The 23,270-nt window shown below is 70.2% G+C and carries 16 protein-coding genes; 5 read left to right on the top strand and 11 right to left on the bottom strand.

Annotated features, from left to right (window positions below):
- The 5 genes from AC1ROD_RS05520 to AC1ROD_RS05500 all read right to left on the bottom strand — a co-directional run bounded on the left by AC1ROD_RS05520 (nucleotide 1) and on the right by AC1ROD_RS05500 (nucleotide 4,409).
- Nucleotides 1-843 (bottom strand): class III extradiol dioxygenase subunit beta, encoded by an 843-nt coding sequence (locus AC1ROD_RS05520; RefSeq protein ID WP_492947248.1) that lies wholly within the window; start codon nucleotides 841-843, stop codon nucleotides 1-3.
- Entirely contained in the window at nucleotides 843-1,265 is a 423-nt protein-coding gene (gene ligA, locus AC1ROD_RS05515; protein WP_492947247.1) for a protocatechuate 4,5-dioxygenase subunit alpha, read from the bottom strand. Before ligA ends, AC1ROD_RS05520 begins: the two co-directional genes overlap by 1 nt.
- Nucleotides 1,262-2,287: an amidohydrolase family protein gene (locus AC1ROD_RS05510; protein WP_492947246.1), complete on the bottom strand. Its 1,026-nt coding sequence runs from the start codon at nucleotides 2,285-2,287 to the stop codon at nucleotides 1,262-1,264. Before AC1ROD_RS05510 ends, ligA begins: the two co-directional genes overlap by 4 nt.
- Nucleotides 2,284-3,171 (bottom strand): NAD(P)-dependent oxidoreductase, encoded by an 888-nt coding sequence (locus AC1ROD_RS05505; protein WP_492947245.1) that lies wholly within the window; start codon nucleotides 3,169-3,171, stop codon nucleotides 2,284-2,286. The genes AC1ROD_RS05510 and AC1ROD_RS05505 overlap by 4 nt, the downstream gene beginning before the upstream one ends.
- Before the next feature lie 71 nt (nucleotides 3,172-3,242).
- On the bottom strand, nucleotides 3,243-4,409 hold the full coding sequence (locus tag AC1ROD_RS05500) for a LysR family transcriptional regulator (protein WP_492947244.1): 1,167 nt from the start codon (nucleotides 4,407-4,409) through the stop codon (nucleotides 3,243-3,245).
- A gap of 101 nt (nucleotides 4,410-4,510) precedes the next feature.
- Here AC1ROD_RS05500 and ligK point away from each other — a divergent pair, with 101 nt between their 5' ends.
- Genes ligK through AC1ROD_RS05485 form a run of 3 tightly spaced genes read left to right on the top strand, consistent with a single transcriptional unit; the run spans nucleotide 4,511 to nucleotide 7,120 of the window.
- On the top strand, nucleotides 4,511-5,185 hold the full coding sequence (ligK, locus tag AC1ROD_RS05495) for a 4-carboxy-4-hydroxy-2-oxoadipate aldolase/oxaloacetate decarboxylase (RefSeq protein WP_492947243.1): 675 nt from the start codon (nucleotides 4,511-4,513) through the stop codon (nucleotides 5,183-5,185).
- Nucleotides 5,178-6,233: a 4-oxalomesaconate tautomerase gene (locus AC1ROD_RS05490; protein WP_492947242.1), complete on the top strand. Its 1,056-nt coding sequence runs from the start codon at nucleotides 5,178-5,180 to the stop codon at nucleotides 6,231-6,233. Before ligK ends, AC1ROD_RS05490 begins: the two co-directional genes overlap by 8 nt.
- Entirely contained in the window at nucleotides 6,230-7,120 is an 891-nt protein-coding gene (locus AC1ROD_RS05485) for an amidohydrolase family protein (protein ID WP_492947241.1), read from the top strand. Before AC1ROD_RS05490 ends, AC1ROD_RS05485 begins: the two co-directional genes overlap by 4 nt.
- A gap of 10 nt (nucleotides 7,121-7,130) precedes the next feature.
- Here AC1ROD_RS05485 and trhA read toward each other — a convergent pair whose 3' ends face one another.
- Together trhA and AC1ROD_RS05475 are read right to left on the bottom strand one after the other, a co-directional pair.
- Complete coding sequence (gene trhA, locus AC1ROD_RS05480; RefSeq protein ID WP_492947240.1) at nucleotides 7,131-7,796, bottom strand: PAQR family membrane homeostasis protein TrhA; 666 nt, start codon at nucleotides 7,794-7,796, stop codon at nucleotides 7,131-7,133.
- Nucleotides 7,797-7,836: 40 nt separating this feature from the next.
- The gene (locus tag AC1ROD_RS05475) at nucleotides 7,837-11,265 is read right to left on the bottom strand and encodes an autotransporter outer membrane beta-barrel domain-containing protein (RefSeq protein ID WP_492947239.1); all 3,429 of its coding nucleotides are present in this window, start codon (nucleotides 11,263-11,265) and stop codon (nucleotides 7,837-7,839) included.
- 573 nt (nucleotides 11,266-11,838) lie between these two features.
- Here AC1ROD_RS05475 and AC1ROD_RS05470 point away from each other — a divergent pair.
- Both AC1ROD_RS05470 and AC1ROD_RS05465 read left to right on the top strand, forming a co-directional pair.
- Complete coding sequence (locus AC1ROD_RS05470) at nucleotides 11,839-15,630, top strand: LamG-like jellyroll fold domain-containing protein (protein ID WP_492947238.1); 3,792 nt, start codon at nucleotides 11,839-11,841, stop codon at nucleotides 15,628-15,630.
- Nucleotides 15,631-15,701: 71 nt separating this feature from the next.
- Nucleotides 15,702-17,336: a TldD/PmbA family protein gene (locus AC1ROD_RS05465; RefSeq protein ID WP_492947237.1), complete on the top strand. Its 1,635-nt coding sequence runs from the start codon at nucleotides 15,702-15,704 to the stop codon at nucleotides 17,334-17,336.
- Here AC1ROD_RS05465 and AC1ROD_RS05460 read toward each other — a convergent pair.
- The 4 genes from AC1ROD_RS05460 to AC1ROD_RS05445 are packed head-to-tail and all read right to left on the bottom strand — an operon-like array spanning nucleotide 17,333 to nucleotide 23,257.
- Complete coding sequence (locus AC1ROD_RS05460) at nucleotides 17,333-19,159, bottom strand: hypothetical protein (RefSeq protein WP_492947236.1); 1,827 nt, start codon at nucleotides 19,157-19,159, stop codon at nucleotides 17,333-17,335. The two genes, AC1ROD_RS05465 and AC1ROD_RS05460, sit on opposite strands and share 4 nt — an antisense overlap.
- A complete protein-coding gene (locus AC1ROD_RS05455) occupies nucleotides 19,156-21,273 on the bottom strand; it encodes a DUF4175 family protein (protein WP_492947235.1) in 2,118 nt (705 codons plus the stop codon). Before AC1ROD_RS05455 ends, AC1ROD_RS05460 begins: the two co-directional genes overlap by 4 nt.
- Nucleotides 21,270-22,421, bottom strand: a complete 1,152-nt coding sequence (locus AC1ROD_RS05450; RefSeq protein ID WP_492947234.1) for a BatA domain-containing protein — start codon at nucleotides 22,419-22,421, stop codon at nucleotides 21,270-21,272. Before AC1ROD_RS05450 ends, AC1ROD_RS05455 begins: the two co-directional genes overlap by 4 nt.
- Nucleotides 22,418-23,257, bottom strand: a complete 840-nt coding sequence (locus AC1ROD_RS05445; RefSeq protein ID WP_492947233.1) for a DUF58 domain-containing protein — start codon at nucleotides 23,255-23,257, stop codon at nucleotides 22,418-22,420. Before AC1ROD_RS05445 ends, AC1ROD_RS05450 begins: the two co-directional genes overlap by 4 nt.
- Nucleotides 23,258-23,270 lie beyond the last annotated feature (13 nt).

Here is a 23,270-nt window from a genome sequence, read left to right as displayed (position 1 = left end):
TCAGTCGGTCGGTTCGAGCACGATGTGCCCGACCGCGGTGTTCGACGCGGGCACATGGTAGTGCCGGTGCAGTTCCTTGACGCCCTTGCCCAGCGCCCCGCGCATGATCAGCCACATGACCAGCTCGATGCCTTCCGACCCGGTCTCGCGCAGGTATTCGATGTGCGGGATGTGGCGCAGGCGCTGCGGATCGGCGGTTAGGTCGTCGAGGAAGCGCTGATCCCACTCGGCGTTGATCAGGCCGGCGCGCGGTCCCTGCAGCTGATGGCTCATCCCGCCCGTGCCCCAGATCTGGACGTTCAGGTCCTCGGGATACGACGCCACGGCGCGGGCGATGGCCTCGCCCAGAGCGTAGCAGCGATTGCCCGTCGGCGGCGGATAGGTGACCACATTGACCGCCAGCGGCACCACCTTGCAGGGCCACGCCTCCGGCTGTCCGAACATCAGGCTCAGCGGCACCGTCAGGCCATGGTCCACGTCCATGGTGTTGACGATGGTCATGTCGAACTCGTCCAGGATGCAGCTCTGGGCGATGTGCCAGGCCAGGTCCGGATCGCCGATGACGTCGGGCACCGGGCGCGGCCCCCAGCCCTCGTCGGCCGAGGCGTAGCGCTCGCCGCAGCCGATCGCGAAGGTCGGGATGATGTTCATGTCGAACGCCGAGGCGTGGTCGTTGAAAACCAGGATCACCACGTCCGGCTTCTGGGCCTCTTCCCAGGCGCGGGTCCAGTCGAAGCCAGCGAAGCAGGACGCCCAATAGGGCTCGCCGGTCTTGCCGAGGTCGATGCTCGCGCCCAGGGCCGGGATGTGGCTGGACGCGACGCCGGCGGTGATCCGGGCCATCAGTAGGGATCCTTCTTGGAGCGCAGGCCGACGGGCGAGCGCCCGCCCGCCAGCATCATCGCCTGATAGTCGGCCGGGCTCATCCCGGTCATGGTCCCCACGGCCTGCAGGAAGCTGATCTCGTCGGTGAAGAAGACCTTGGCCAGGAAGTAGATGTTGCCGCCTTCGTCGAGGGCGGCGTTGTAGTCGCGCTTGAGCACCGCCTGTTTCTGGGCCTCGGTCATCGGCCATTCGTCCAGATAGGCGCGCTCGTCGGCCCGGAACCGCTCGCGGTTGTCGGCCTTCATCAGGGTCATGCAGAACTGGTTCAGCCAGTAGCCCTTGCGCGCGCGAGCGGCCGTGAACACCCGGGTGCCGGGGATGTCCTCCAGCTCCGCCAGATAGGCGTGGATGTCCTGCTTCGACGGCTGGCTCTCGCTCATCGGCCCTGCCCCTTCAGGATAGCATCCAGACGCGGGAAGACGCGGCGCGCATTGCCCTCGAAGATCGCGTGCTTGCGTTCGGCCGAGATGTCGAGCGCATCGACATAGCGTTTGGTGTCGTCGAAATACTGGCCGGTGCGCGGGTCGATGCCGCGCACGGCGCCGACCATTTCCGAGCCGAACAGGATGTTCTTGGTCTCGATCACCTCGGCCAGCAGGTCGACGCCGGGCTGGTGATAGACGCAGGTGTCGAAGAAGACGTTGTTCATCAGATGCCCGTCCAGCTCGGGCTTCTTCAGCATGTCGGCCAGCCCCCGATAGCGCCCCCAGTGATAGGGCACGGCCCCGCCGCCGTGCGGGATGATCAGCCTCAGCGTCGGGAAGTCCCTGAACAGGTCACCCTCGATCAGCTGCATGAAGGCGACGGTGTCGGCGGCGATGTAATAGGCGCCCGTGGCGTGCAGGGCGGGGTTGCAGCTGCCCGAGACGTGGATCATCGCCGGCACGTCCAGCGCCACCATCGTCTCGAAGAACGGATACCAGTAGCGGTCGGTCAGGGGCGGGTGCTGGAAATGGCCGCCGCCCGGATCGGGGTTCAGGTTGCAGCCTACGAAGCCCAGCTCGTTGACGCACCGCTCCAGCTCGGCGATCGAGCCGGTCAGGTCGGCCCTGGGCGACTGGGGCAGCATACAGACCCCGGCGAAGGTCTCGGGGTAGAGGCCCACCACCCGCGCGATCAGATCGTTGCAGCGCCGCGCCCACTCCAGACTGACCGCCTCGTCCCCGACGTGCGGCGCCATGGTCGAGGCGCGCGGCGAGAAGATGGTCAGGTCGGCGCCGCGCTCGCGCAGAAGCTTGAGCTGGTTCTGCTCGATGGTCTCGCGGATCTCGGCGTCGGAGATTTCAGGATAGGCGGGCGCCGGCTGTCCAGCCTTAAACGCGGCTACCTGCGCCTCGCGCCACGCCGTGTGGGCCTCGGGCGCGGTCGTATAATGGCCGTGGCAATCGATGATCAGCGTCATGCGGCCCTGGCCCTCTTCTGCAGCAGGGCGGCGATCTTGGCGATCAGCCCTTGCGGCGGCGTCTTCAGGCCCAGAGCCCCGACGGCCGCCTGGCGCGCCACCGTGCCCCGGCTCATCTCCGCGCCGACGCCCAGGTCCTCCAACGTTCGCACCACCTCCTCCATTTCGGCGGAGCGGCGCAGGCCGTGGACCATCATCCGGTCGAGGTTGTAGTCGGCGCGTTTGCCCCAGTCGGCTCCCGGCCAGCTGGCGTCCAGCGAGGCCACGACCTCGTCCAGCACTCCCGCCTCGCTGGCGGCCAGCACGCATTCGGCGCTCAGGGCCTCCAGACCCTTGATCATGACCGAGCGGATCATCTTGATCGACGAGGCGCGCCCGACCAGCGACCCGACCACCCGGATCTTGCTGAAGCCCAGCGACGCCAGCAGGGCCTCGGCCTCATCCGCCTTCGCCCCGCTGAGCAGCAGGGGCGAGGCCAGGGCCGCGGGCTGGACCGGCGACATCACCGCGACGTCGACATAGTGGCCGCCGGCCGCCTCGACGGCCCGCGCCGCCGACCGCTTGGTTTCGGGCGCCACGCTGTTCAGATCCAGATAGAGGGCGCCCGGCGCGATCGACCGCGCCGCCTCCGTCGCGACCGCCAGGGCCTGATCGGCGGTGACGAGGGAGACTGCCGCTCCGGCCCCGGCGACGGCTTCCGCCGCCGTGTCGCAGCCCCGGACCCCCGCCGCCGCATAGTCGGCCCGCTTGGCCTCGCGCGTCGAAGCGGCCTCGGTCAGCCGATCATAAGCTCGGGCCCGCGCGGCCCAGCCACCCGCCGAGGCAAAGGTCTGGCCCGCCTCGCCGAAGCCGATCACGGCGATGATGTCGGAGGTGTCCGTCATGCGATCCGGCTTAGGCAAGCCCGCCGATCCCGGCCAATCGGAATGTCCGCCGACCTATCAGCAAATACGAACTATGGGTCGGCGGCGATGAGTTCCGCCTGTTCCTTGAGCACGCCCAGGAACCGCCGCTGCAAGGCTGTCGGCCGCCAGTCGGCGCGGGTGGTCACCCCGATAATCCGGCTGACGTCGCCGGGGGCGTCGGCGACCTTGACCAGCCAGCCCGCCTCCAGCTCCACCGCCACCTGATCGGGCGACAACAGGGTCAGGAAGTCGCTGTGCAGCAGCATCTGCCGCACCATGATGACCGATCCGCATTCGATCGGCACCGAGGGCGCCACGGCCCCCGCTGCCGCGAACATCGCCTGCCACTGGGCCCGCAGCGGTGTGCCTTCGGCCGGGGTGATCCAGGGATAGGCCGTCATGGCGTCCGGCGTGATCGACCCCTTGCCGCCAGCCAACGGATGCCCCGCCCGCGCCAGGATCACCGGCCGGTCCTCAAACAGGGGCGTCTGGATGATGCTGTCGTCGGTGGACTTGGGCCGCAGGGCGCCGACCATCAGATCGATCTCCCCGTCACGCAGGGGGCCGACCAGTTCGGCATGCGACCCCTCGACGATGCCCACGCTGATGTCGCCGTGAAGCGCGTGAAACGCCGTGACGGCGGCGGGCAGCAGGCGGGCGCGCGACAGGGGCATGGCCCCGACCGTGATCCGTCCGACCTCACGCCCCTCCAGCAGGGCCAGTTCGAACAGGGCCGACCTCAACTCGCTCTCGCCCAGCCGGAAGCGTCGCGCCACCCCTATGCCCCGGGGTGTCAGGGCCACCCCCTTCCCGCGCCGCTCGACCAGGATGTGGCCCACCGCCAGCGACAGATCGCCGACCGCCCGATGCAGGGACGGCTCCGACAGCCCCGTCTCCACCGCCGCCGCCGCATAGGAGCCGCACCGCGCCAGGGCCAGGAAGGCGCTGACCTGGGCCGCCGTCGCATGGCGGCTGTCCATCAGCCGGATCGCGGCCATGACGCGCGGCGCCAGCAGTTCGGCCGCCGCCGTCGGGACCATCCCGCCGGGCCGCCGCTCGAACAGCGGCAGGTTGATCTGCCGCTCCAGCTTGGCGATCCCCTGGGTGATGGCGGGCTGGGTCAGGTTCACCACCCGCGCGGCCGCGCTGATGCTGCCGGTGTCCACGACGGCGGCCACGGCGCGCAGGTGACGGATATTGAGATCGAACGGCTTCACCACCCAAACTTAGCACAGGCTAATAGGGACGCCAGTTTTCCCATTGGCGCCCGCCCGGCATCGCTCGCAATACCGTCGAACCGCCACGCTGAGGGTCCAACATGTCCGGCATCGTCGTCACCTCGATCGAGCGCGCGAGCCTTTCGACCCTCGACGGCCTCGCCGCCTGCGGCGTCGCCACCGTGCACGAGGCGCAAGGCCGGACCGGCCTGCTGGCCCCGCACATGCGCCCCATCTATCCCGGCGCCCGGATCGCCGGATCGGCCGTGACCATCTCGGCCCCGCCCGGCGACAACTGGATGATCCACGTCGCCATCGAACAGCTTCGCGAAGGCGACGTGCTCGTACTCGCCCCCACCAGCCCCTCCACCGACGGCTATTTCGGCGACCTCCTGGCCACCTCGGCCCAGGCGCGCGGCTGCCGCGGCCTGATCATTGACGCCGGGGTGCGCGACGTCCGCGACCTGACCCAGATGAACTTCCCCGTCTGGTCCAAGGCGATCCATGCGCAAGGGACCGTCAAGGCCACCCTCGGCTCGGTCAATGTGCCGATCGTCTGCGCCGGCGCCCTGATCCATCCCGGCGACGTGGTCATCGCCGACGACGACGGCGTCTGCGTCGTCCCCCGCGCGCAGGCCGAAGCCGTGCTGGAGAAGGCCCGGGCCCGCGAGGCGCTGGAGGAGGCCAAACGCGCCCGCCTCGCCGCCGGCGAACTGGGCCTCGACATCTACGACATGCGCGGCAAGCTGGAGCAGATGGGCCTGAAGTATGTCTAGCGCCGCTCCGGTGATGTGGATGCGCGGGGGCACCTCAAAGGGCGGGTACTTCCTTGCTGGCGACCTGCCCGTCGACATCGCCGAGCGCGACGCCTTCCTGCTGCGCGTCATGGGCTCGCCCGATCCGCGCCAGATCGACGGCATGGGCGGCGCCGATCCCCTGACCTCCAAGGTTGCGGTAGTGTCGAAGTCAGAGCACGAGGGCGTCGACGTCGACTATCTGTTCCTGCAGGTCTTCGTCGATCAGGCCATCGTCACGGACAAACAGAACTGCGGCAACATCCTCGCCGGCGTCGGCCCCTTCGCGATCGAGCGCGGCCTGGTCGCGGCGACGGGGGATGAGACCCGCGTCGTCATCTTCATGGTCAACACCGGCCAGACCGCCGTAGCGACGATCCAGACGCCGGGCGGCCTGGTCGACTATGCCGGCGAGGCCCGGATCGACGGCGTGCCCGGAACCGCCGCCCCCGTGCCGCTGGAGTTTCGCGACACGGCCGGATCCAGCTGCGGCGCCCTGCTGCCCACCGGACGCGCGGTGGATGAGGTCAACGGCGTGCGCCTGACCCTGATCGACAACGGCATGCCCTGCGTCGTCATCAAGGCCGCCGACGTCGGGGCGACCGGCTATGAGACCCGTGAGGAACTCGACGCCGACGAAGCGCTGAAGGCCCGGATCGAGGCCATCCGTCTGATCGTCGGACCGATGATGAATCTGGGCGACGTCGCCGACAAGTCGGTGCCCAAGATGCTGCTGGTCGCCCCGCCCCGCGACGGTGGCGCGATCACCGTGCGCAGCTTCATCCCCCATCGCGCCCACGCCTCGGTCGGGGTTCTTGCCGCCGTCAGCCTGGCCACCGCCTGCCTGCTGGAGGGCTCGCCCGCCGCCGAGGTCGCCGTCGTCCCCGACGGCCGCCGCAAGACCCTGTCGGTCGAACACCCGACAGGCGAGACGACCTGTGTCATGGAACTGGACGACAGCGGCGCCGTCGTCAGCGCCGCCATGCTCCGCACCGCCCGCAAGCTGATGGATGGGACCGTCTTCACATGACCACCGACACCGTCGAGCGCATCGTCAGCTGGCATCCGGCGCCGTCGAAGCCGCGCTTCACCCCGCCGCCCGGCGCGGTCGACGCCCACTGCCACGTCTTCGGACCGATGGCCGAGTTCCCGTTCAGCGCCAAGGCCAAATACCTGCCCGAGGACGCCGGTCCGGACATGCTGTTCGCCCTGCGCGACCACCTCGGCTTCGCCCGCAACGTCATCGTCCAGGCCAGCTGTCACGGCACGGACAACGCCGCCACCCTGGACGCCATCGTGAAGTCGGACGGTCTGGCGCGCGGCGTCGCCGTCGTCGATCCGGCCATCACCGACGCGGAGCTGAAGGCCCTGCATGACGGCGGCATCCGCGGCGTCCGCTTCAACTTCCTCAAACGCCTCGTGGACGACGCGCCCAAGGACAGGTTCCTTGAGGTCGCCCATCGCATCCAGGCGCTTGGCTGGCACGTCGTCATCTACTTCGAGGCCGACATCCTGGACGAGATGCTGCCGTTCCTCGCCGCCATCCCGACGCCGATCGTCATCGATCACATGGGCCGGCCTTCGATGTCTCAGGGGCCGGACGGCGCGGAGATCACCGCCTTCAAGGCCCTGATGGACAGCCGCGACGACATCTGGACCAAGGTCACCTGCCCCGACCGCCTGTCCGCACAGGGCGACCCGTGGGACGACTTCGTCGAGGTCGTGCGCCCGATCGTCGAACGCTATCCGGACCGGGTTCTGTGGGGCACCGACTGGCCGCATCCGAACATGCAGGACAACGTCCCCGACGACGGCCATCTGGTCGACGTCATCCCGCGCATCGCCGTGACGCCGGAGCTTCAGCGCAGGCTGCTGGTCGACAATCCGATGCGGCTCTACTGGCCCGAAGAGGCCTGACCGTCAGGTCCTAGTGGCTGGTGGCCAACACCACGCCCACGAGGACCGCGGCCCAGTGCACGCTGGCCGCGGCGACCACATGGCCGTGCCAGATGGCCCGGAACCAGCCCAGCTTCTTGCGCACATAGAAGACCGCGCCGCTCATATAGAGGGCGCCGCCGATCGCCAGCAGCAGCAGGGCGATCCATGAGCCGTGGGCCACCATGGGCTTGAAGGCGATCACCACCAGCCAGCTCAGGGCGACATAGATCGCGACCCAGAGCTTCTTGCCCACGCCGGGCAGGAACAGCTTGCCCAGAGCGCCGAGCGTCGCGAGGCCCCAGACGGCGCCCGTCATGGCCCAGGCCCAGGCGCCGGTCAGGTTGTGGGTCGTGAAGGGGGTGTAGGAGCCCGCGATCATCAGGAAGATGCCCGCATGGTCCAGCCGGCGCAGCAGCGGCCGCCACTGCGGCTTGGCGAAGTTGTAGGCGGTCGAGAAGCCCAGCATGGCCAGCATGCCGACGGCATAGACGCTGACCGCGAACACCAGCCCCAGATCGCCCCGCGCCACTGACAGCCCCAGCAGCACCCCGCCCCCGAACAGGGCGAAGGCCAGGCCGGAGATGTGCACGATCAGGTCCGCGCACTTGGCGCGCGACGTGGGGTAGTGCCTCGGCGGGAATGGGGGCTGGCTCATGGCCGCACTCTAGCACGGACTCACGCGGCGAGAATGAGGCTCAGAACCGGAACGTCGCCTGAAGCAGCAAACTGTAGCGGACATAGTCCTCCAGCAGCTGGGCGTCGCCCGAGATGCGGAACAGGCCCAGCTCATTGGCCACTGTCAGGCCGAGGCCTGCGATCGGGCCGCCGCCCTCGACCAGGTCGCTGACCAGGCTGAACTCCGAGCCGCCCGAAGCGTAGCGGGCCAGGGTCTCGCCGCCGTCGGAGGCGAGGATCTGCTTCCAGCCGAGCTTGAGCTCGGGCCGGATGAAGCCGTCCTGGCCGAAGCCGTAGCCGATCCGCAGCGCCGCGGTGGCGCTGGAGATCGAGCCGTCGCGGCCCTCGACGATCAGGTCGAAGGCGTCGCCGCCGCCGCTCTCGGTGCGCGAGCCCTCGGTCAGGCTGAAGGTCTCGGCATAGAGCTCGGGCCTCAGGCTCAGCCGGCCGAAGCGGTGCTCATAGGCCAGACCCGCCGCCGCCGAGAGGGTGTATCCGTTCCAGTCCGCCGTGTTGGACAGGTAGATGTCGTCGCCGACGAGGGTGCGCGTCGACTTGAAGGTGGCGTAGCCCGCCGCCGCCCGCGCCCAGCCGGTCCAGCCGTGGCCTTGCGCCCGCCAGTAGGCGCCTAGCTCGATCAGACTGGCCGACAGCACCTCTTCGGCCTCGGACTCGGGATCCTCGATGTCCGACGAGGTCATGGCGAGGGAGACGCCGAGCGCCCCGACCTTCGACACCTTCTCCAGCCCGCCCGCGACCGCGAAGCCCTCGGTCCGGTAGCCGTAGCTCCCGGTCTTGTCCTTGTCGGCGTAGAAGTTGATCTCCTGCATCCAGCCGCTGGTCGAGCCGACCTCGGCGGAGGTGTTGCGGTTGGCCAGGGCCTGGGTGACCGCGTCGACGCCGCTGTACAGGGACATCAGGGTCCCGCCCGAATGGTCCGGCAGGGTCTGCTCATAGAGGTTCATGAAGTCCTCGCGGTCGGTGGGCGCGAGGAAGGCGTTCATGACGTCCGTGTCCCGGCTCAGAGCCGCGTAGAAGGCGTCATAGGCCGAGGTCTCATTGGTCGACAAGGCCATCTCGGACGGGGTCCGGCGGCGCACATCGACATAGACCTCGCCCGCCGTGACGTCGGCCCCGAAGCCGGCGACGACGATATAGGGCGTGGTCCCTGTCAGGTCGTTGCCGGCCACATCGCCGAAGCTCAGGCTGCCCGCCTTGATCAGGGTGAACCGCTCCGGGTCATCGATCAGGGAGGTCAGGTGCAGGCTGAGGATCGAGCCGTCGGCGAAGGCGGCCGCGCCCGAGACATTGAAGCCGCCCGCCGTGTGGGTCAGGGGGTCGATGTTGGCGACCAGCTCGCCGCCCGAGCCGACGGTCAGGGAGGTGACGTTCAGGGCCTCCGTCTGGCGGGCGTCCAGGGTGGCGTCGGCGATGGCGATGTCCAGCAGGCCGTCGGAGTCCGACAGGGCCCCGACATAGGTGGAGCCGCCGCTCATCAGGAACGTATCCGCTCCGTCGCCGAAGCTGATGTCGCCCACGACCGCGCCGTTCTGGATGTCGACCGTGTCGGCGCCCGAGCCCAGCAGGATGGCCCCGTAGATGTAGGGCTCGGCGCTGTCATAGACCCCGTCGTTGTCGTCGTCGTTGTCGTCGGTGTCCTGATCGTCCGGGACGCCGTCGCCGTCATCGTCCGTGTCGACGTCGTCATAGACCCCGTCACCGTCGCTGTCGGTGAAGCGGTTGTCAGTCTGGGCGCCGGTCTGGGTGATGATCACGCCCGAGGTGTTGGCCGACAGGTCGATGGCGATCTCGCGCCCGGTCACGGTCTCGTTGGTGGCGTCGGTGTCGTCGTCGTCGGTGTCGTTGACCGCGTCGGTCGCGACGATGGCGCCGGAGATGGTCCCGGTATTGGTGAGGCTGGTCAGGGTGCCGGATAGGTCGCGGACGGCCACCGCGTCGCCGGCCTCGCCGTAGATGACGCCGAGGATCTGGCCGTTGTTGACCAGGGAGGAGAGGATGGCGTCCTGATCGATCCGGATGGCGGTAGCGACGTCCGTGTCCTCGGTGGTCGCCGAGCCGGTGATGGTGCCGTTGTTGACCAGGGTGGCGACCTCCGCTCCGGCGGCGAGGCGGACGGCGACGGCGTCGGCGCCGACCGAGGAGCCGACGATGGTCCCGTCATTGCGGATGCCGCCCGCGATCAGGGTGGTCCCGCCGCCCAGGCCGCCGACCTGGAGCGCGGTCGCAGCCACGTCGTCATAGACGCCATAGGCCGCCACCGAGCCCTTGTTGATCAGCCCCCAGGCGTCATCGCCGGTCCCGACCGCGCCGATGGTGACGTCCGCCACGCTGGAGCCGATCAGCAGGGCCGGCGCGCCGCCGTAGCTGGCGATCGAGGCTGTGCCTTCGCTGGCGTCGAGGATGCCGTCGCCGTCGCGGTCGTCATCATCAGCGTTGATCACGCCGTCGCCGTCGTCGTCCTCATTGCCGTTGGTGACCCCGTCCTTGTCGTCGTCGCCGTCCTCGCCGTCCGGGTCGAGGTAGGTCGGGGCCGTGCCCAGCAGGATGCCGCCTACGACGTCGGCCTTGACCTGGACCGCCGCCCCGCCCTGCAGCAGGTCGTCGGCGTCGAGGTCCTCGAGGTAGAGGCTGTCGTCCGAGAGCTTGATCTCGGCCGCCACGTCGGCGTCATAGGCGGTCAGGGAGGTCGGGCTGGTGGTGTAGCGATAGCCGGTGCTGGTGATGGCGGACTGGATGTCCAGCAGGCCACTGACCGCGCCTTCGACCGAGAGGCCGACGGCGTTGGCGCCGGTGACCGAGATCGAGCCCATCGGCAGGAGGACGTCGCCCGAGACCGCGCCCTGCAGCCGCACGCCGTAGCTGTCGTTACCGACCACGGCGACGGCGCCGTACAGGCCGATGTTCCCGACCAGGTCGCTCTCCAGCGACAGGCCGTATGACTCATTGCCGTAGACGGTGATGGAGCCGGCGTCCTCCAGGGTGATGTCGCCTGTGCGGGTCCCCTCATTGGTGACGCGGATGCCGTAGCGGCCGGTCCCCTCGGCGAACGGGCCGTCGATGTCGCCGTCCTCGTCGTCGTCCTCGGCGGTGTAGTCCTCGGTGATGGTGATGGCGCCGCCGACGGTCAGGAAGCCGCTGTAGCCGCCGCGCAGCAGGATGCCGGTGACGTCGCTGTCGGCGTCTTCGAGGGTGATGGCCGAACCGTCCTCCAGAGTGATGGAGTTGCTGGAATCGCCGGTCATGGCCACGCCGCTGGTCACCGCGATGGAGCCGGTGTCGGAGATCGTCAGGTCCGCGGCCGAGCCGCTGTCGACCGTCGAGGTCAGGACCGGCGCCGTGCGGTCGCCGGAGAGGGTGACCTGGGCTTCGGCGGTCGATGCCAGCACCAGAGGCGCGAGCGCCACCGCCGCGGCGAATCTGGAAAGCATGGTCTGGAAGCCCCGAGCGTCTGAGTAGAGGGGCCTGTTTCCGGGCGGCGGATGGCGATTGCGGGACGCCATTGTTGCCGCTTCGACGCCCTGGAGCGGAGGCCGGGCGCGGATGGAAAAACATGCGGCGGGAGTGCGGCGAAGGTTTCGCCAGGGTCACGTGTTGCACTCGAAAAAAGGTGGGTGCAAAAAGTGCAATGGCGAATGCGGAGCACGAGGTTTCGACCTCAGATATTTGATTTTCCTCTAGAGTTTTCTGATCGCACCTTTGCACTCGCGTGCAGGCCGGGTGCAAGACCGCGCACGGAAGAGGATGTCGAGATCGCGATGTCAAAGACCGGAGCGGACGACATTATAGGGCCGCGCGGAGCGATGGGCGCCCGAGGAGGCCGCGAACGCGCCAAGCGGCTGAGGCGGCGAGGCTTTTGCGTCGGGCGGGCGCCGGGTCGAGCGTCGGAGCCCCCCTGCGACATTCTGTCCGGCTGAAACAAATTGAGGGAAGACACCGGTGTCAGGACAGGGCTAGTGTCCGGGGCGCGGCCGACGAAGAGCGGCAGGCTTTGGGAGTGTTTCATGTCTGTCGTTCAACGGGCGGTCGCCGCCCTCCTTGCCGCCGGCGCCGCCATGGCCGCCACCTCCCTCGCACAGGCTCAGACCACTCCCCGACCGGATGGGCTGCTGTTCCATCTGACGGCGGACAGCTCGCTGACGGCGGATTACGCCGCGGGTCAGGCCGGGCCGACCTTCGCCGACAAACTGGCCCTGAAGCCGAGCGGCGGGGCCGAGGGCGGATATATCGAGGGCACGGACGATCAGGCCCTGGCCTATCGCGCGGCGGGCAATATCTTCGCCCAGCGCGGCACGGTCGCTTTCGACTGGCGCTCGCGATACCCGGTCGGGCCGACGCCCTTCGTCCTGTTCCGCGTCGGATATGCCGACCATTCCAGCTGGGACATGGCCTTCCTGCGCATCGACTGGAACGGCCACGGCTTCGACGCCTTCGTCACCGACAACAATCTGGCGCGGGTGCGAGTGTCGTATGAGCTGCCGGCCAACCCGGCGTCCGACCACTGGATGCACATCGCCTTCAGCTGGGACGAGACCGGCGGCGTGGTCCTCTATGTCGACGGCAAGAAGGTCGCGGCGACGGCGACCCCGGCGGTGCTGGACGCGGCGCTGGACCAGTTCGGCATCGCCTCACGCATCGTGTCCCCGATCCAGGTGCACAGCCGCTACAGCTTCACGCGCGGCTCCGACTATGACGATCTGAGGGTCTATGACCACGCCCTGAGCGAGGCCGAGGCCGCCGCGCTGGTGGCCCCCGCCCCCGCCGCCGCAGCCGCGCCCGCTCCGGCGAGCGACTGGCAGGCCGCGTGGAACAAGCGGTTCGGCTTCGATCAGGGCCCGGCGCCCTATCTGGCCGATCCGATCACCCGCATCCGCCGCGTCGAGTTCACCGACCAGCGCGACATCGCCCAGCGCATGTGGAAGGGCAATGACGGGGTGCGCGAGACGACCTGGCCGGGCGTCTACAACCGCTCGCGGCTGGCGGGGCGGAACGACTATTTCACCCTGCCCGACTGGAACGTCTATTCCATGGGCGGCAAGTCGGCGACCTGGTTCCTGCCCGACGAGCCGTGGAACCAGATCGAGATCCAGGGCGCGGCCTATGGTCGCCTCGCGGCGGTGGACGCCCGTATCGACGCCAGCCGGGTGGTCGACGCTTCGGCGCCCCAGACGCTGGCGGAGCGGCCGCGCGGGGCCGAGCGCACCACGACCCGGGTCGCGGGCCATGAGGGCGGCGCCGTCCGCTTCACCAACATCGCCCAGGAAACGCCCATTCAGGAGATCGGCGTCTACAACGTCACGGCCGGGGCCATCCCGGACAGCATCGGCGACTATTCGTACACGGTGCGCGCGGGCGTCGAGCCCAGCTATGTGGCGACGGACAAACTGTCGGACTTCATCGCCGGGCGGTATCCGGTCGAGGAGCGCGACACCCTGGCCGCCCTGCCCTCCAGCGCCCCGACGACGGCGAGGAAGACGGCCCTGAGCGGCGACCGGCCGATCGCCCACGTCCTGATCCCCATCGACTTCCGGCGCGGGCGCGCGGGCGGGCCGCTGGTGCGCAACGTCCCGACCCTGAGCTTCCAGGAGGCCGGCGGGCTGGACGGGATCGTCCTGACCGTTCCGGCGCTGAAGGCGACGCCGGGCGCGGACGGGCTGATCTCGCTGAACATCCGGGTCAAGGACCCGTTATGGCCGCTGCGCGACCTGCTGGACGTCAATGTCGCCGTGAAGCCGGGCGAGGCGCGCACCGTCTTCCTCGACACTCGCGACCGCATTCTCGACGACGACGACAGCCTGTATTTCACCGTCGCCGCCTCCAGCCCCGACTTCCACGCCTCGGACCTGGACGGCATGGGGGTGAAGATGATCTTCAAGACCCGCGAGGCCGCGCGCGCCGAGCACGTCGCCGACCGTCTGGCCCAGATCAAGGACTCTTACGGCTTCCTCGTCGAGGAGCGGCAGATCACGCGCGATCTGGGCCTGTTCGACCAGTTCTACCTGGACCTGACCGACCTGCTGCGGGTCGATCCGGAGAATGTCGAGGGCCGCGCCTACTGGAGCGAGTGGAACGCCTCCCAGCCCCTGCCTGCCTTTACGCAACCGACCGCCCCCGCCGGCGTGCCGCTGTGGGCCTTCCGCCAGACGGAGGACCTGAAGCTGGTCAAGCAATTCATCGACTGGTGGATCGATAACCGGCAGGTGGACGGCGAGTTCGGCGGCGGCATTTCCGACGACACCGACCTGACCAACCAGTGGGTCGGTCCGGCCCTGATGGGCGTCGAGCCCGACCGGCTGAACGCCTCGCTGGAGGCCCTGATCGAGGCCAGCCATCGCAACGGCATGTGGACCAACGGGCTGGGCACCATCCAGACCGACGAGCTGCACACCTATGAGGAGGGCATCAACGCCATCAGCCAGTCGGCCCTGCTGAACCGCGGCGATCCGAGGACGCTGGAGCGGCTGATGGCCACGGCGCGGCGTTATGACGAGCTGACCCAGGTCAATGCGGCGGGGCATCGCCACATCATCTCCAGCTACTATTCCGGCTCGCAGTTCGCGCGCGATACGCCGTGGGACTGGTCCAAGGCGCAGAGCTATCTGGTGCTGCATCCGGGGATGGCCCTGGTCGACTACAATGGTTCGCCGAAGCTGCGCGGCCTGCTGCTGGAGCTGGCCGACGGCTTCCTGGCACACGGCAAGACCGGCGGCGGGGTGACGGTCTGGCCCGCCGACATCAACTGGACCACCGATGCGGATCGCGGCACGGGGCTGAGCCCGACGAACATGCTGCTGTGGGCCTCGTACCGCTGGAGCGGCGACGCCAAATATCTGGCGCCGATGGGCGAGCCGGGGTCGCCGGGCTGGTCGGGCGTCAACAGCGACGTGGCCCGCGATCTGGGCCGGCCCGAGCTGGACCAGCGCTACGTCACGGCGGCGGCGAAGGCCGGCGCCTCGTCGGACGCCCTGACCATCGCGGCGGCGGAGACGGGCGACCGCAGCTTCCTCGAGCGGCTCTATGCCGACGACATCCAGTTCGCCTCCATCCGCATGAAGATGCAGACCGAGGACCACTGGTGGACCGACCGGGTCGAGCTGCCGAGCGACCAGTTGCAGCGCGCGCGTCTGGGCGGGGTCGCCCATGTGCGCAACCGCATCGTGCCGGGCCACCGGATCAGCTGGCGGTTCGAGAACCCCGACGACGCCCTGAAGGTCGCGGTGCTGGTGCGCGAGCCGGCCCAGACGGGCTTCCGCGTCGTGGTCTGGAACATGGCCTCGACGCCGGTGAAGGCCGAGATCGGCGGGGCCGAGGTGACGCCGGGAACGTGGACGGTGACGCAAGGCGCGGACGCGAACGGCGACGATCGGCCCGATGCGGGCCAGACCTCGACCGTCGCCTTCGGGCCCGGTCAGGCCGTGCCGGTGACCCTGCCGCCGGGCGCCAGCGTGATCGAGTTCGCCATGACGGAAGCCGGTCCGGCGATGTCGACGCGGCCTGATGTGGGCATCGGCGCCGACGATCTGGTGAAGCGCGGCGGGCGGTTGTCGGTGACGGTGCACGGCCTCGGCGCCGTCGCCTCCCCGGCCGGTCGCGTGGTGCTGGAAGGCCCCGATGGGGCGGTGCTGGCCACGGCCCGCTTCGGCGCCCTGGCCGCGCCCGACGACCTGCTGCCCAAGACCGAGACGGTGCGGCTGAGCGTGCCGCGCGGCGCTCCGGCGGGGACCTCGGTGCGGCTGATCCTCGACGGCGAGCCGCTGGAGATCAGCGCGAGCAACAATCGGCGTCCACTGCCGTAAAGGCGCTCCGGACCGTTTGACCGGGGCGTCCGCAGCGGCGAAGGTGGCGGGGTAGATTCCGGAGAACCGCCTTGGACAGACGCGCCTTCCTGACCGCCTGCGGCATCGGCGCCGGCGGCCTGTTGCTGCCCGGCTTCGCGGGGCGTGCGATCGCCGCCGAAGAGCTGGGCGATACGCTGGACGTCGCGATCAAGAAGCGGCTGGCCGATGCGGCGATGTCGACCGCCAGGGCCGCGGGCGCGACCTATTGCGACGTGCGGGTCGGCAAATATCTGCGCCAGTTCGTCATGACGCGCGAGGCCAATGTCGAGAACATCGTCAATACCGAGAGCTCGGGCGTGGGGGTGCGGGTCATCGCCGACGGCGCCTGGGGCTTCGCCGCCACCAATGAGCTGACCGCCGAGGCCGTGGCCAATGCCGCGAAGCTGGCCACAGCCATCGCCAAGGCCAATGCGACCAGCCAGACCGCCCCGGTGCAGCTGGCCCCGACGCCCGGCGTCGGCGAGGTCTCGTGGCGCACCCCGATCGCGCGCAACGGCATGACCGTGCCGATCGAGGAGAAGATCGAACTGCTGATGGGGGTCAATTCGGCCGCCATGGGCGCGGGCGCCAGCTTCGTCGCCTCGCGCATGTTCCTGGTGAACGAGCAGAAGTATTTCGCCTCGACCGACGGGTCGTACATCGATCAGGACGTGCACCGCATCTGGGCGCCGTTCACGGTCACCGCCGTCGACAAGACCAGCGGCAAGTTCCGCACCCGCGACGGGCTCTCGTCGCCCATGGGGCTGGGCTACGAATATCTGGACGGCAAGGCCGAGGACAAGACGGCCCTGCCCGGCGGCCTGATCGCCTATGGCAAGTCCTATGACATGCGCGAGGACGCGGTCGCCGCGACGGCCCAGGCCAGGGAGAAGCTGACCGCCGAGTCGGTCAAGGCCGGCAAGTACGATCTGGTGCTGGACCCCAACCACCTGGGCCTGACCATCCACGAGTCGGTCGGCCACCCGCTCGAGCTCGACCGGGTGCTGGGCTATGAGGCCAACTATGCCGGCACCAGTTTCGCCACGATCGACAAGCGCGACGCCGGGTTCAGATACGGCAGCGAGGTCGTCAACATCGTCGCCGACAAGCTCCAGCCCGGCAGCCTGGGCGCCGTCGGCTACGACGACGAGGGCGTGGCGGCCAAGCGCTGGGACCTGATCAAGGACGGCGTCCTGGTCGACTATCAGGCGACGCGGGATCAGGCCCACCTGCTGGGCAAGACGGCGTCCGACGGCTGCTCCTATGCCGACAGCTGGTCGACGGTGCAGTTCCAGCGGATGCCGAACGTCTCGCTCCAGCCCGGCAAGATCAAGATGAGCGCCGCCGACATGGTCGCGAACGTCGAGGACGGAATCTACATCCTCGGTCGCGGCTCCTATTCGATCGACCAGCAGCGCTACAACGCCCAGTTCGGCGGCCAGCTCTTCTATGAGATCAAGAACGGGGCGATCACCCGGCCGATCGCCGACGTCGCCTATCAGATGCGCACGCCCGAGTTCTGGGCGTCGTGCGCGGCGACCTGCGACGAGAGCGACTACCGGATGTTCGGCTCCTTCTTCGACGGCAAGGGTCAGCCGAGCCAGGTCTCGGCCGTCAGCCACGGCTCGGCGACGACCCGATTCAACGGGATCAATGTGATCAATACCGCGCGGTCGCTGGGTTAGGCATCGGCGGGCGTCGCCTTCGGGACGGCGCGGCCGAGGTTCGAGCGTTCGAACCACCACAACCACGCCCCCACCAACAACCACGCCAGCAGCCAGGGCCAGGCCGGTCCGGGCTGGGTGCGGCCCTCGCCCGTCGAGGCGGACGCGGGCGTACGGCCCAGCATCATTGTGGCGTCGCGGTCGCGGGCGGCCTTGACGCCCGGCAGGCGGTCGGCGGGCTGGACGTAGAGCGGCGAGACCAGTTCGGCGTTGTTGACCCCCGTCGTACGCAGCAGATGCCAACCCGACGACGCGGGCCAGAGGCCGGCGCAACCGCCCGCCGCCGGATCGGGGATCAGGGTCGTGACGGCGCCGTCGGGGCTCTGGACGCGGGCGTTGGCGGAGAAGCCGCACAGTGTCAGGCGGTCACCGGCCCAGGCGGGCCCCGTGATGACGGAAGCGCTCGGCGAGGGCCGGGCCACGGTGGCGAGCATGCCGCTCCACCAGTCGCCGTAGAGGGCGGTATGGCCGGTCAGGGTCAGGCCGTAGCTGTCGATCCCGGTGAAGACGGCGACCCGGCCGAGGCCCAGCGCGCGCCAGACCGAGAGGGGCGAGCCGCCCGCGTCCTTGATCAGGGGCACGGCGTCGCCGCCGGGCACAGCGGTCAGACGGCTGAGTTCGGGGATGATCGGCTCGCCCATTTCGGCATCAGCGGGGGCGTCGGCGCTGCCGATGCCGGAGCGCGTGCGGGCGATGGCGTCATCCGTCGCGGGCGGCAGGGCGATGGGGCTGAGGGCGTCGGGGCCATTGAGGGCGAAGCCCAGCGACCGCCAGGAGGCACGGGTCGAACCATCGAGCGGACCGCCGGTGCGCAGGACGAGGCCCAAACCGTCGCGCACGGCGGGCAGAACGGCTGCCCGGGCGCCGGGCCAGCTGCGGTCGTCGATCACGGCGACGTCGAACTGGCGCAGGGTCGCGGGGTTCAGGGCGATGGCCGGATCGCCGAGCTGGATGCCGCCGCCCGCGCTCATCTGGGTGTTGACGGTGAAGCCCGCGTCGGTCGCCCAGCGGCGCAGATACTTCACCTCCGGCCCCGGAGCGCCGGCGAGGATCAGCAGGCGAGGCTTCGCATCGGTCTCGATGCGGACAGGGACGTCGGCCTGTTCGACGATCTTGCCGCCGGCGTCCTTCACGCGGAGGCCGAAGGTGACGAGGCCCGCCGCCCGGGCCGTGCCGGAGACGGTGAAGCGCCCCTCGGCATCGGCGGTCTGGCTGTCGGTGACGCGGCCGGCGGGGTCGACCAGATCGACGACGGCGCCCGGCAGGCCCGCGACCTGACCGCCCGTCTGGAAACGCATGCCGGGAGCCACGCGGGCGGGCGGGGTCAGGGAGATCAGGCCCGGGCGCGGGGCCGAGGGGGTGAAGTCGACGGCGAGGCCGCCGGCCGCATCGCGGTCGCGCGCGGTCAGGCCGTCGCCGAGGACGCGGATGCGGCGGACGTCGGGATACTGGCGCAGGGCCGTGCCGAGGTCGGGCGCGCGCTCCACGCCGGGGACGGTCGCTTCGGGCAAGGCGACGATCTGGCCGCCCGAGGCGGCGGCGGTGCGCGGGGCGTTGGCGGTCAGCACCGTCAGGGTCCCGCCCGCGATCGGCAGACCCGGCGGGAAGAGGCCGAGGAACAGCAGCGCGGCCCAGACCGGCTGGAGGCCCAACAGAAGGGCAAACCTCCAGAACGGCGACGCGGGGGCGCCGCGACGCCACAGGACCAGCCGCACCCAGGCCGCGAGGACGGCGGCGGTCAGGATCAGGGCGAGGATCAGCTTCGGGGTCAGCATCGAAGTCATTGGCCGCCTCCCCCGATGGCGTTGAGGTAGCGGGCGCCGGCGGCGTCGGCGGGACGGCGGCGGTCGAGACCGGCGGGCGGGCGGGCCATGGCGGTCCACAGCAGGGTGCGCAGATGCTGGCGGCACTCGGCGCAGGCGGGATCGCGGCGCACGGCGTCGACCGCGCCCGACAGCGACAGCGGATCGGGCAGGCGTCCGGCATTGGCGCTGATCCAGCGCTCCAGCGCATCGAGGGCGATGGGGCCGCGCACGGCATCGGGACCCTGACCCAGGGCGCGCCAGGCGTCGGCGGCGGGACCGTCGCCGGTCTCGACCGGGGCGACGGCGAGAGCGCGGCCTTCGATACCCTCTCGTTTGCCGGTCATGCGGCGCGCCGGGTCGATGGGCGGCAGTTCGGGACCGACGCGATTGAGGTAGATGCGGGTCGCGCGCTGGACCTCCTTGATGAACTCCAGCGCCTTGTTGGCGTGCGGCAGGGCGAGGTCGGGACGGCCCTGCTTCAGCTCCCGCTCGGACAGCCACATCTCGTCGACCGCCTGTTTGAGGATGGCGCGGGTCTGGGGATCGAGGCTGGAGGCCTGAGAGTCGTCGTGAGGATGGCCGAACTCGGCCAGCACGTCCTCGGGACCGCCGAAGGTCGTGGTGCGGCCGGCGGGGGCGCCGTGGTCGTGGCCGTCGTCGTCCGAATGCGCGGCGCCGTCGCTGGTGGGCAGTTCGGGCTCGCCCTCCTCCTCGCCGCCGAGGAATTTAGAGTAGCGGCCGCGCAGGATCTGCTGGTCGTTGCCGATGACGGTGGAACGCTCGAGCCAGGAATCGTCCGACAGGCGGCGGCGCTGGCGCAGAAGCCCCTCGGCATCGATGATGATCTGACGCTGGCTGCGGAAATAGGCCGGGAGGGTGGTGTTGACCATGCCCTCCAGCCCTGTGCTCTCCGCCTTCTTCGGCGAGGGCCAGCGCAGGATCAAGCTGGGGCCGCGCACGACCTGGGGACCCGGGGCGCGCTGGTCCGAGACGATCAGCTGGACGACCATGTCGCTGCCCGGGCCGAAGCCGAGGGCGGCGAAGTCGAGGCGCGGCGAGAAGCGACGGTCGCGGGCGGGGCCGGAACCGGCGAGCGCGATCTCCCGCTCCGAGAAGGTGACGTTCTCACCCTCGCCGATGGCCAGGGTGATGCGCAGGCGGGCGGTGGGAGCGACGCCGTAGTCATCGGTCACGGCGAAGACCGGGCTCCAGCCGCGCTGGCCGGCGGTGACGAGGGTCAGGCTCCCGGTCGGGGACAGGACCTTCACCGAGGGCGGCGTGTCGGCGACGGCGTCGATGCGGTGGAGCGGCGGGGTCTGTGTCCTACCGGGCGCGGGATCGACCCGGTAGAGGAAGGAGGTCTCCAGCGTGCGGCTGGCCACCCAGTTGTCGCCCGAACGCGTCAGGGAAAGCGGGGCGCCGCCCAGCATGACCATGGCCGGGACCTCGGCTTGCGGGTCGAACTTCAGCGTCCATTCGAGGCGGGAGCCCTGCGGGGCGCGGGCGTCGAGCTTGGCCTCATCGCGCATCGGCAAGCCGGTGTAGGCGGGCGGATAGATGCGCAGGTTCTGGCCGACCAGAGCGGGGACGCCGGGCGCGACGGGCCCCTCGGCGGCGGGGGAGAGGGTGACGGGTTTGTCGGCGCCGCGCGGCCAGACGGCGACCCCGACGACGGCGATCAGGGCGACGGCCCAGAGGATCAGGATAGGCCGGCGCGACCAGTCGGCGACGAGGGCTTTGGGCGAGCCGGTGTTCAGACGCTCCAGCAGGCGGGCGCGCTGGAGGCGTTGCAGGACGCCGAGACCGGAAGGGTCGGCGAAGAGGAGTTCGGCGCTGTCCTCCATGTCCGGCCGGACGCCGTCGAGGCGATGCGTCAGCCACAGCCGGTCGAACCGTGTGGCGCGGCGCAGGGCGAGGACGGCGATGACGGCCGCGCCGAGGGCGAGGAGGACGAGGCCTGCGGTTGAGCCTGCGAACGCCCAGCCGAGGGCGGCGATCAGGAGGGCGACGGGCGCGGCCAGCAGCAGGTCGTTGAACAGGCCGCGGCGGCGGGCGGGGGCGGTCCAGGTGGAGATCAGGCTTGCAGGGCTCACGGGATGGCTCCGCGTGAACGGCGCGTGGCCAGCCAGCGCTCGCCGAGCAGCAGCAGACCGATCAGGACGGCGAGCCAGGGCTTGAGATCGAGGGGAGCCGGATCGAAGGCGCGGCCGCCGGTCAGGGGGGCGTAGTCGGCGGCCATGACGCGGGCAGGCTGCGTCGCCGGGCCGGTGAGCGCCGCCTTCAGATGGACGGGGAACTCGGCCTGAAGCAGTTCGGGGGTCTCGGAGGGCGTCAGGGGGCGGGTGAAGCGCAGCAGGCGGCCGGCGCCGAGGGCTTGCGCCTCGATCAGGGGGCGGTCGAGGGCGTCACGCCAGACGGTTGCGCGGGGGCCTTCAGGAACGACGGCATCGGACGACACGAGGGCCGTTCCACCGGCTTCGACCCACTGGACGACGGCGGGCGGCAAGGTTCCGGCGCCGAGGCGGATCAGGGTGCGTTTGGCGTCCGGGAGAGCGGCGTCGAGGGCGGCGGTCTCGGCGTCGGCGGGGCGACCAGCGGGCTGCCAGGACAGGGCGGCGGCCTGGAGGTAGCGGGCGCCAGCGGCGTGTCCTGCGTCGGTGCGGATCGACAGGGGTGGGACGGCGACGGGCGCGGCCGGACGGGCGGCCATGCTGCCGGAGACGACGCGCCAGGTGACGGGGCGGGAGAGGCGGGGGCGTTCGGCGTCAGCGCCCTGAAGCACCTGCGGGACGACCACGGTCAGGGGGGCGCCGGGCGGGAGCTGGGCGTCGAGCTGGCGGATCAGGCCGGCGACGGGCGCGGCGGCTGCGGGGCGCGGGGTCTTGAGGTCGGGGAAGCCGGGGGCGAGCCAGTGGCCCCTGCCCTCGCCGACGACCGTCCGGGCCTGGGCGACGTCCGCGCCCGGGACGACGGCGACGTAGGCCGTCTTGTCGCCGGCGCCGAACAGGACCGGACGGGCGAACCAGAGGGCGACGAGGGCCAGAAGGATCAGGCGCAGGATCAGCAGCGGCCATTCGTCGAAGCGCAGGCGCGAGCGCGGGCGCGGCTTCTGCCTCAGCCAGCGCAGGGCGGCGAAGTCGGTGGGTAGCTGCTCGCTGCGCCGGGCGATGTGGATGACCAGCGGGACGATCAGGGCGGCGAGCGCGGCCAGACCCAGCGGCAGGAGCAGCGCGGGCGTCATGAGTATTCGGCCGCGTCATGGGCGCCGAACAGGCGGCGCAGCGGCAGGTCGACGGGCTGGCCCAGCACATGTTCGGCGCGGCGGATGCCGACGGCGTCGAGACGGGCGTGCAGTTCCGCGCGGGCCTCTCCGAAGCGGCGCAGGAACTCGGCGCGCAGGGCGGGCGCATCGCCAAGCAGTTCCTCGCCCGTCTCCGGATCGCGGAAGCGGTAGCCGCCGGTGAAGGCGAAATCCTTCTCGCCGACGGTCAGCATCTCGACGACCAGAACCTCGCGCCCGGCGGCGGCGAGGGTCTCGGCCAGATCGACGACGCCGGGGTCGAAACAGTCGCTGAGGAGGACGACCAGATCCTGGGCCCCGACCCGCTCCCAGACCGGGCTCAACTGGTCCTCGCGGGCGAAGCCGCCGGCGGGCTTGAGCGGCAGGAGTTCAAGGGTCAGGCGGTCGCGCTGGCGCAGGCCCGTGGCGGGCGGCAGCAGGCGCAGACCCTGATCGCTGAGCGCCATCCAGCCGAAGCGGTCGCCCTGCTGCATCGCCAGTTCGGCGAGGGAGGCGGTCAGGGATCTGGCGGCGTCGAAGCGGCTGGTTCCGCCTTCCGTCTGCCCCATGGAGGCGGAGGCGTCCATCAGGATCCAGACGGCGACAGGGCTCTCGCGCTCGGCCTCGCGCACGAAGAATTTGTCGGAGCGGGCGTAGAGCTTCCAGTCGATCTGGCGCAGTTCGTCGCCGCGCTCATAGGCCCGGTACTGGGCGAACTCGAGGCCCGCGCCGCGGCTGTGGCTCTGGTGCAGGCCGAGGCCGTGCGACCCCACCGCCCGACGCGTGATCAGGCGCAAGGCTTTGAGCCGG

It is taken from the genome of Brevundimonas sp. GW821-FHT12E07, assembly GCF_058807035.1.
Note: the sequence above shows the minus strand (reverse complement) of the source record. Positions and strands in the feature narration are given on the sequence as shown.

Coding starts and splice junctions, on each gene's coding strand:
- AC1ROD_RS05470 (WP_492947238.1), top strand. CDS start 11,839: ATGTCTGTCGTTCAACGGGCGGTCGCCGCCCTCCTTGCCGCCGGCGCC.
- AC1ROD_RS05510 (WP_492947246.1), bottom strand. CDS start 2,287: ATGACGCTGATCATCGATTGCCACGGCCATTATACGACCGCGCCCGAG.
- AC1ROD_RS05475 (WP_492947239.1), bottom strand. CDS start 11,265: ATGCTTTCCAGATTCGCCGCGGCGGTGGCGCTCGCGCCTCTGGTGCTG.
- AC1ROD_RS05520 (WP_492947248.1), bottom strand. CDS start 843: ATGGCCCGGATCACCGCCGGCGTCGCGTCCAGCCACATCCCGGCCCTG.
- AC1ROD_RS05485 (WP_492947241.1), top strand. CDS start 6,230: ATGACCACCGACACCGTCGAGCGCATCGTCAGCTGGCATCCGGCGCCG.
- ligA (WP_492947247.1), bottom strand. CDS start 1,265: ATGAGCGAGAGCCAGCCGTCGAAGCAGGACATCCACGCCTATCTGGCG.
- AC1ROD_RS05450 (WP_492947234.1), bottom strand. CDS start 22,421: ATGACGCCCGCGCTGCTCCTGCCGCTGGGTCTGGCCGCGCTCGCCGCC.
- ligK (WP_492947243.1), top strand. CDS start 4,511: ATGTCCGGCATCGTCGTCACCTCGATCGAGCGCGCGAGCCTTTCGACC.
- AC1ROD_RS05505 (WP_492947245.1), bottom strand. CDS start 3,171: ATGACGGACACCTCCGACATCATCGCCGTGATCGGCTTCGGCGAGGCG.
- AC1ROD_RS05490 (WP_492947242.1), top strand. CDS start 5,178: ATGTCTAGCGCCGCTCCGGTGATGTGGATGCGCGGGGGCACCTCAAAG.
- AC1ROD_RS05460 (WP_492947236.1), bottom strand. CDS start 19,159: ATGACTTCGATGCTGACCCCGAAGCTGATCCTCGCCCTGATCCTGACC.
- trhA (WP_492947240.1), bottom strand. CDS start 7,796: ATGAGCCAGCCCCCATTCCCGCCGAGGCACTACCCCACGTCGCGCGCC.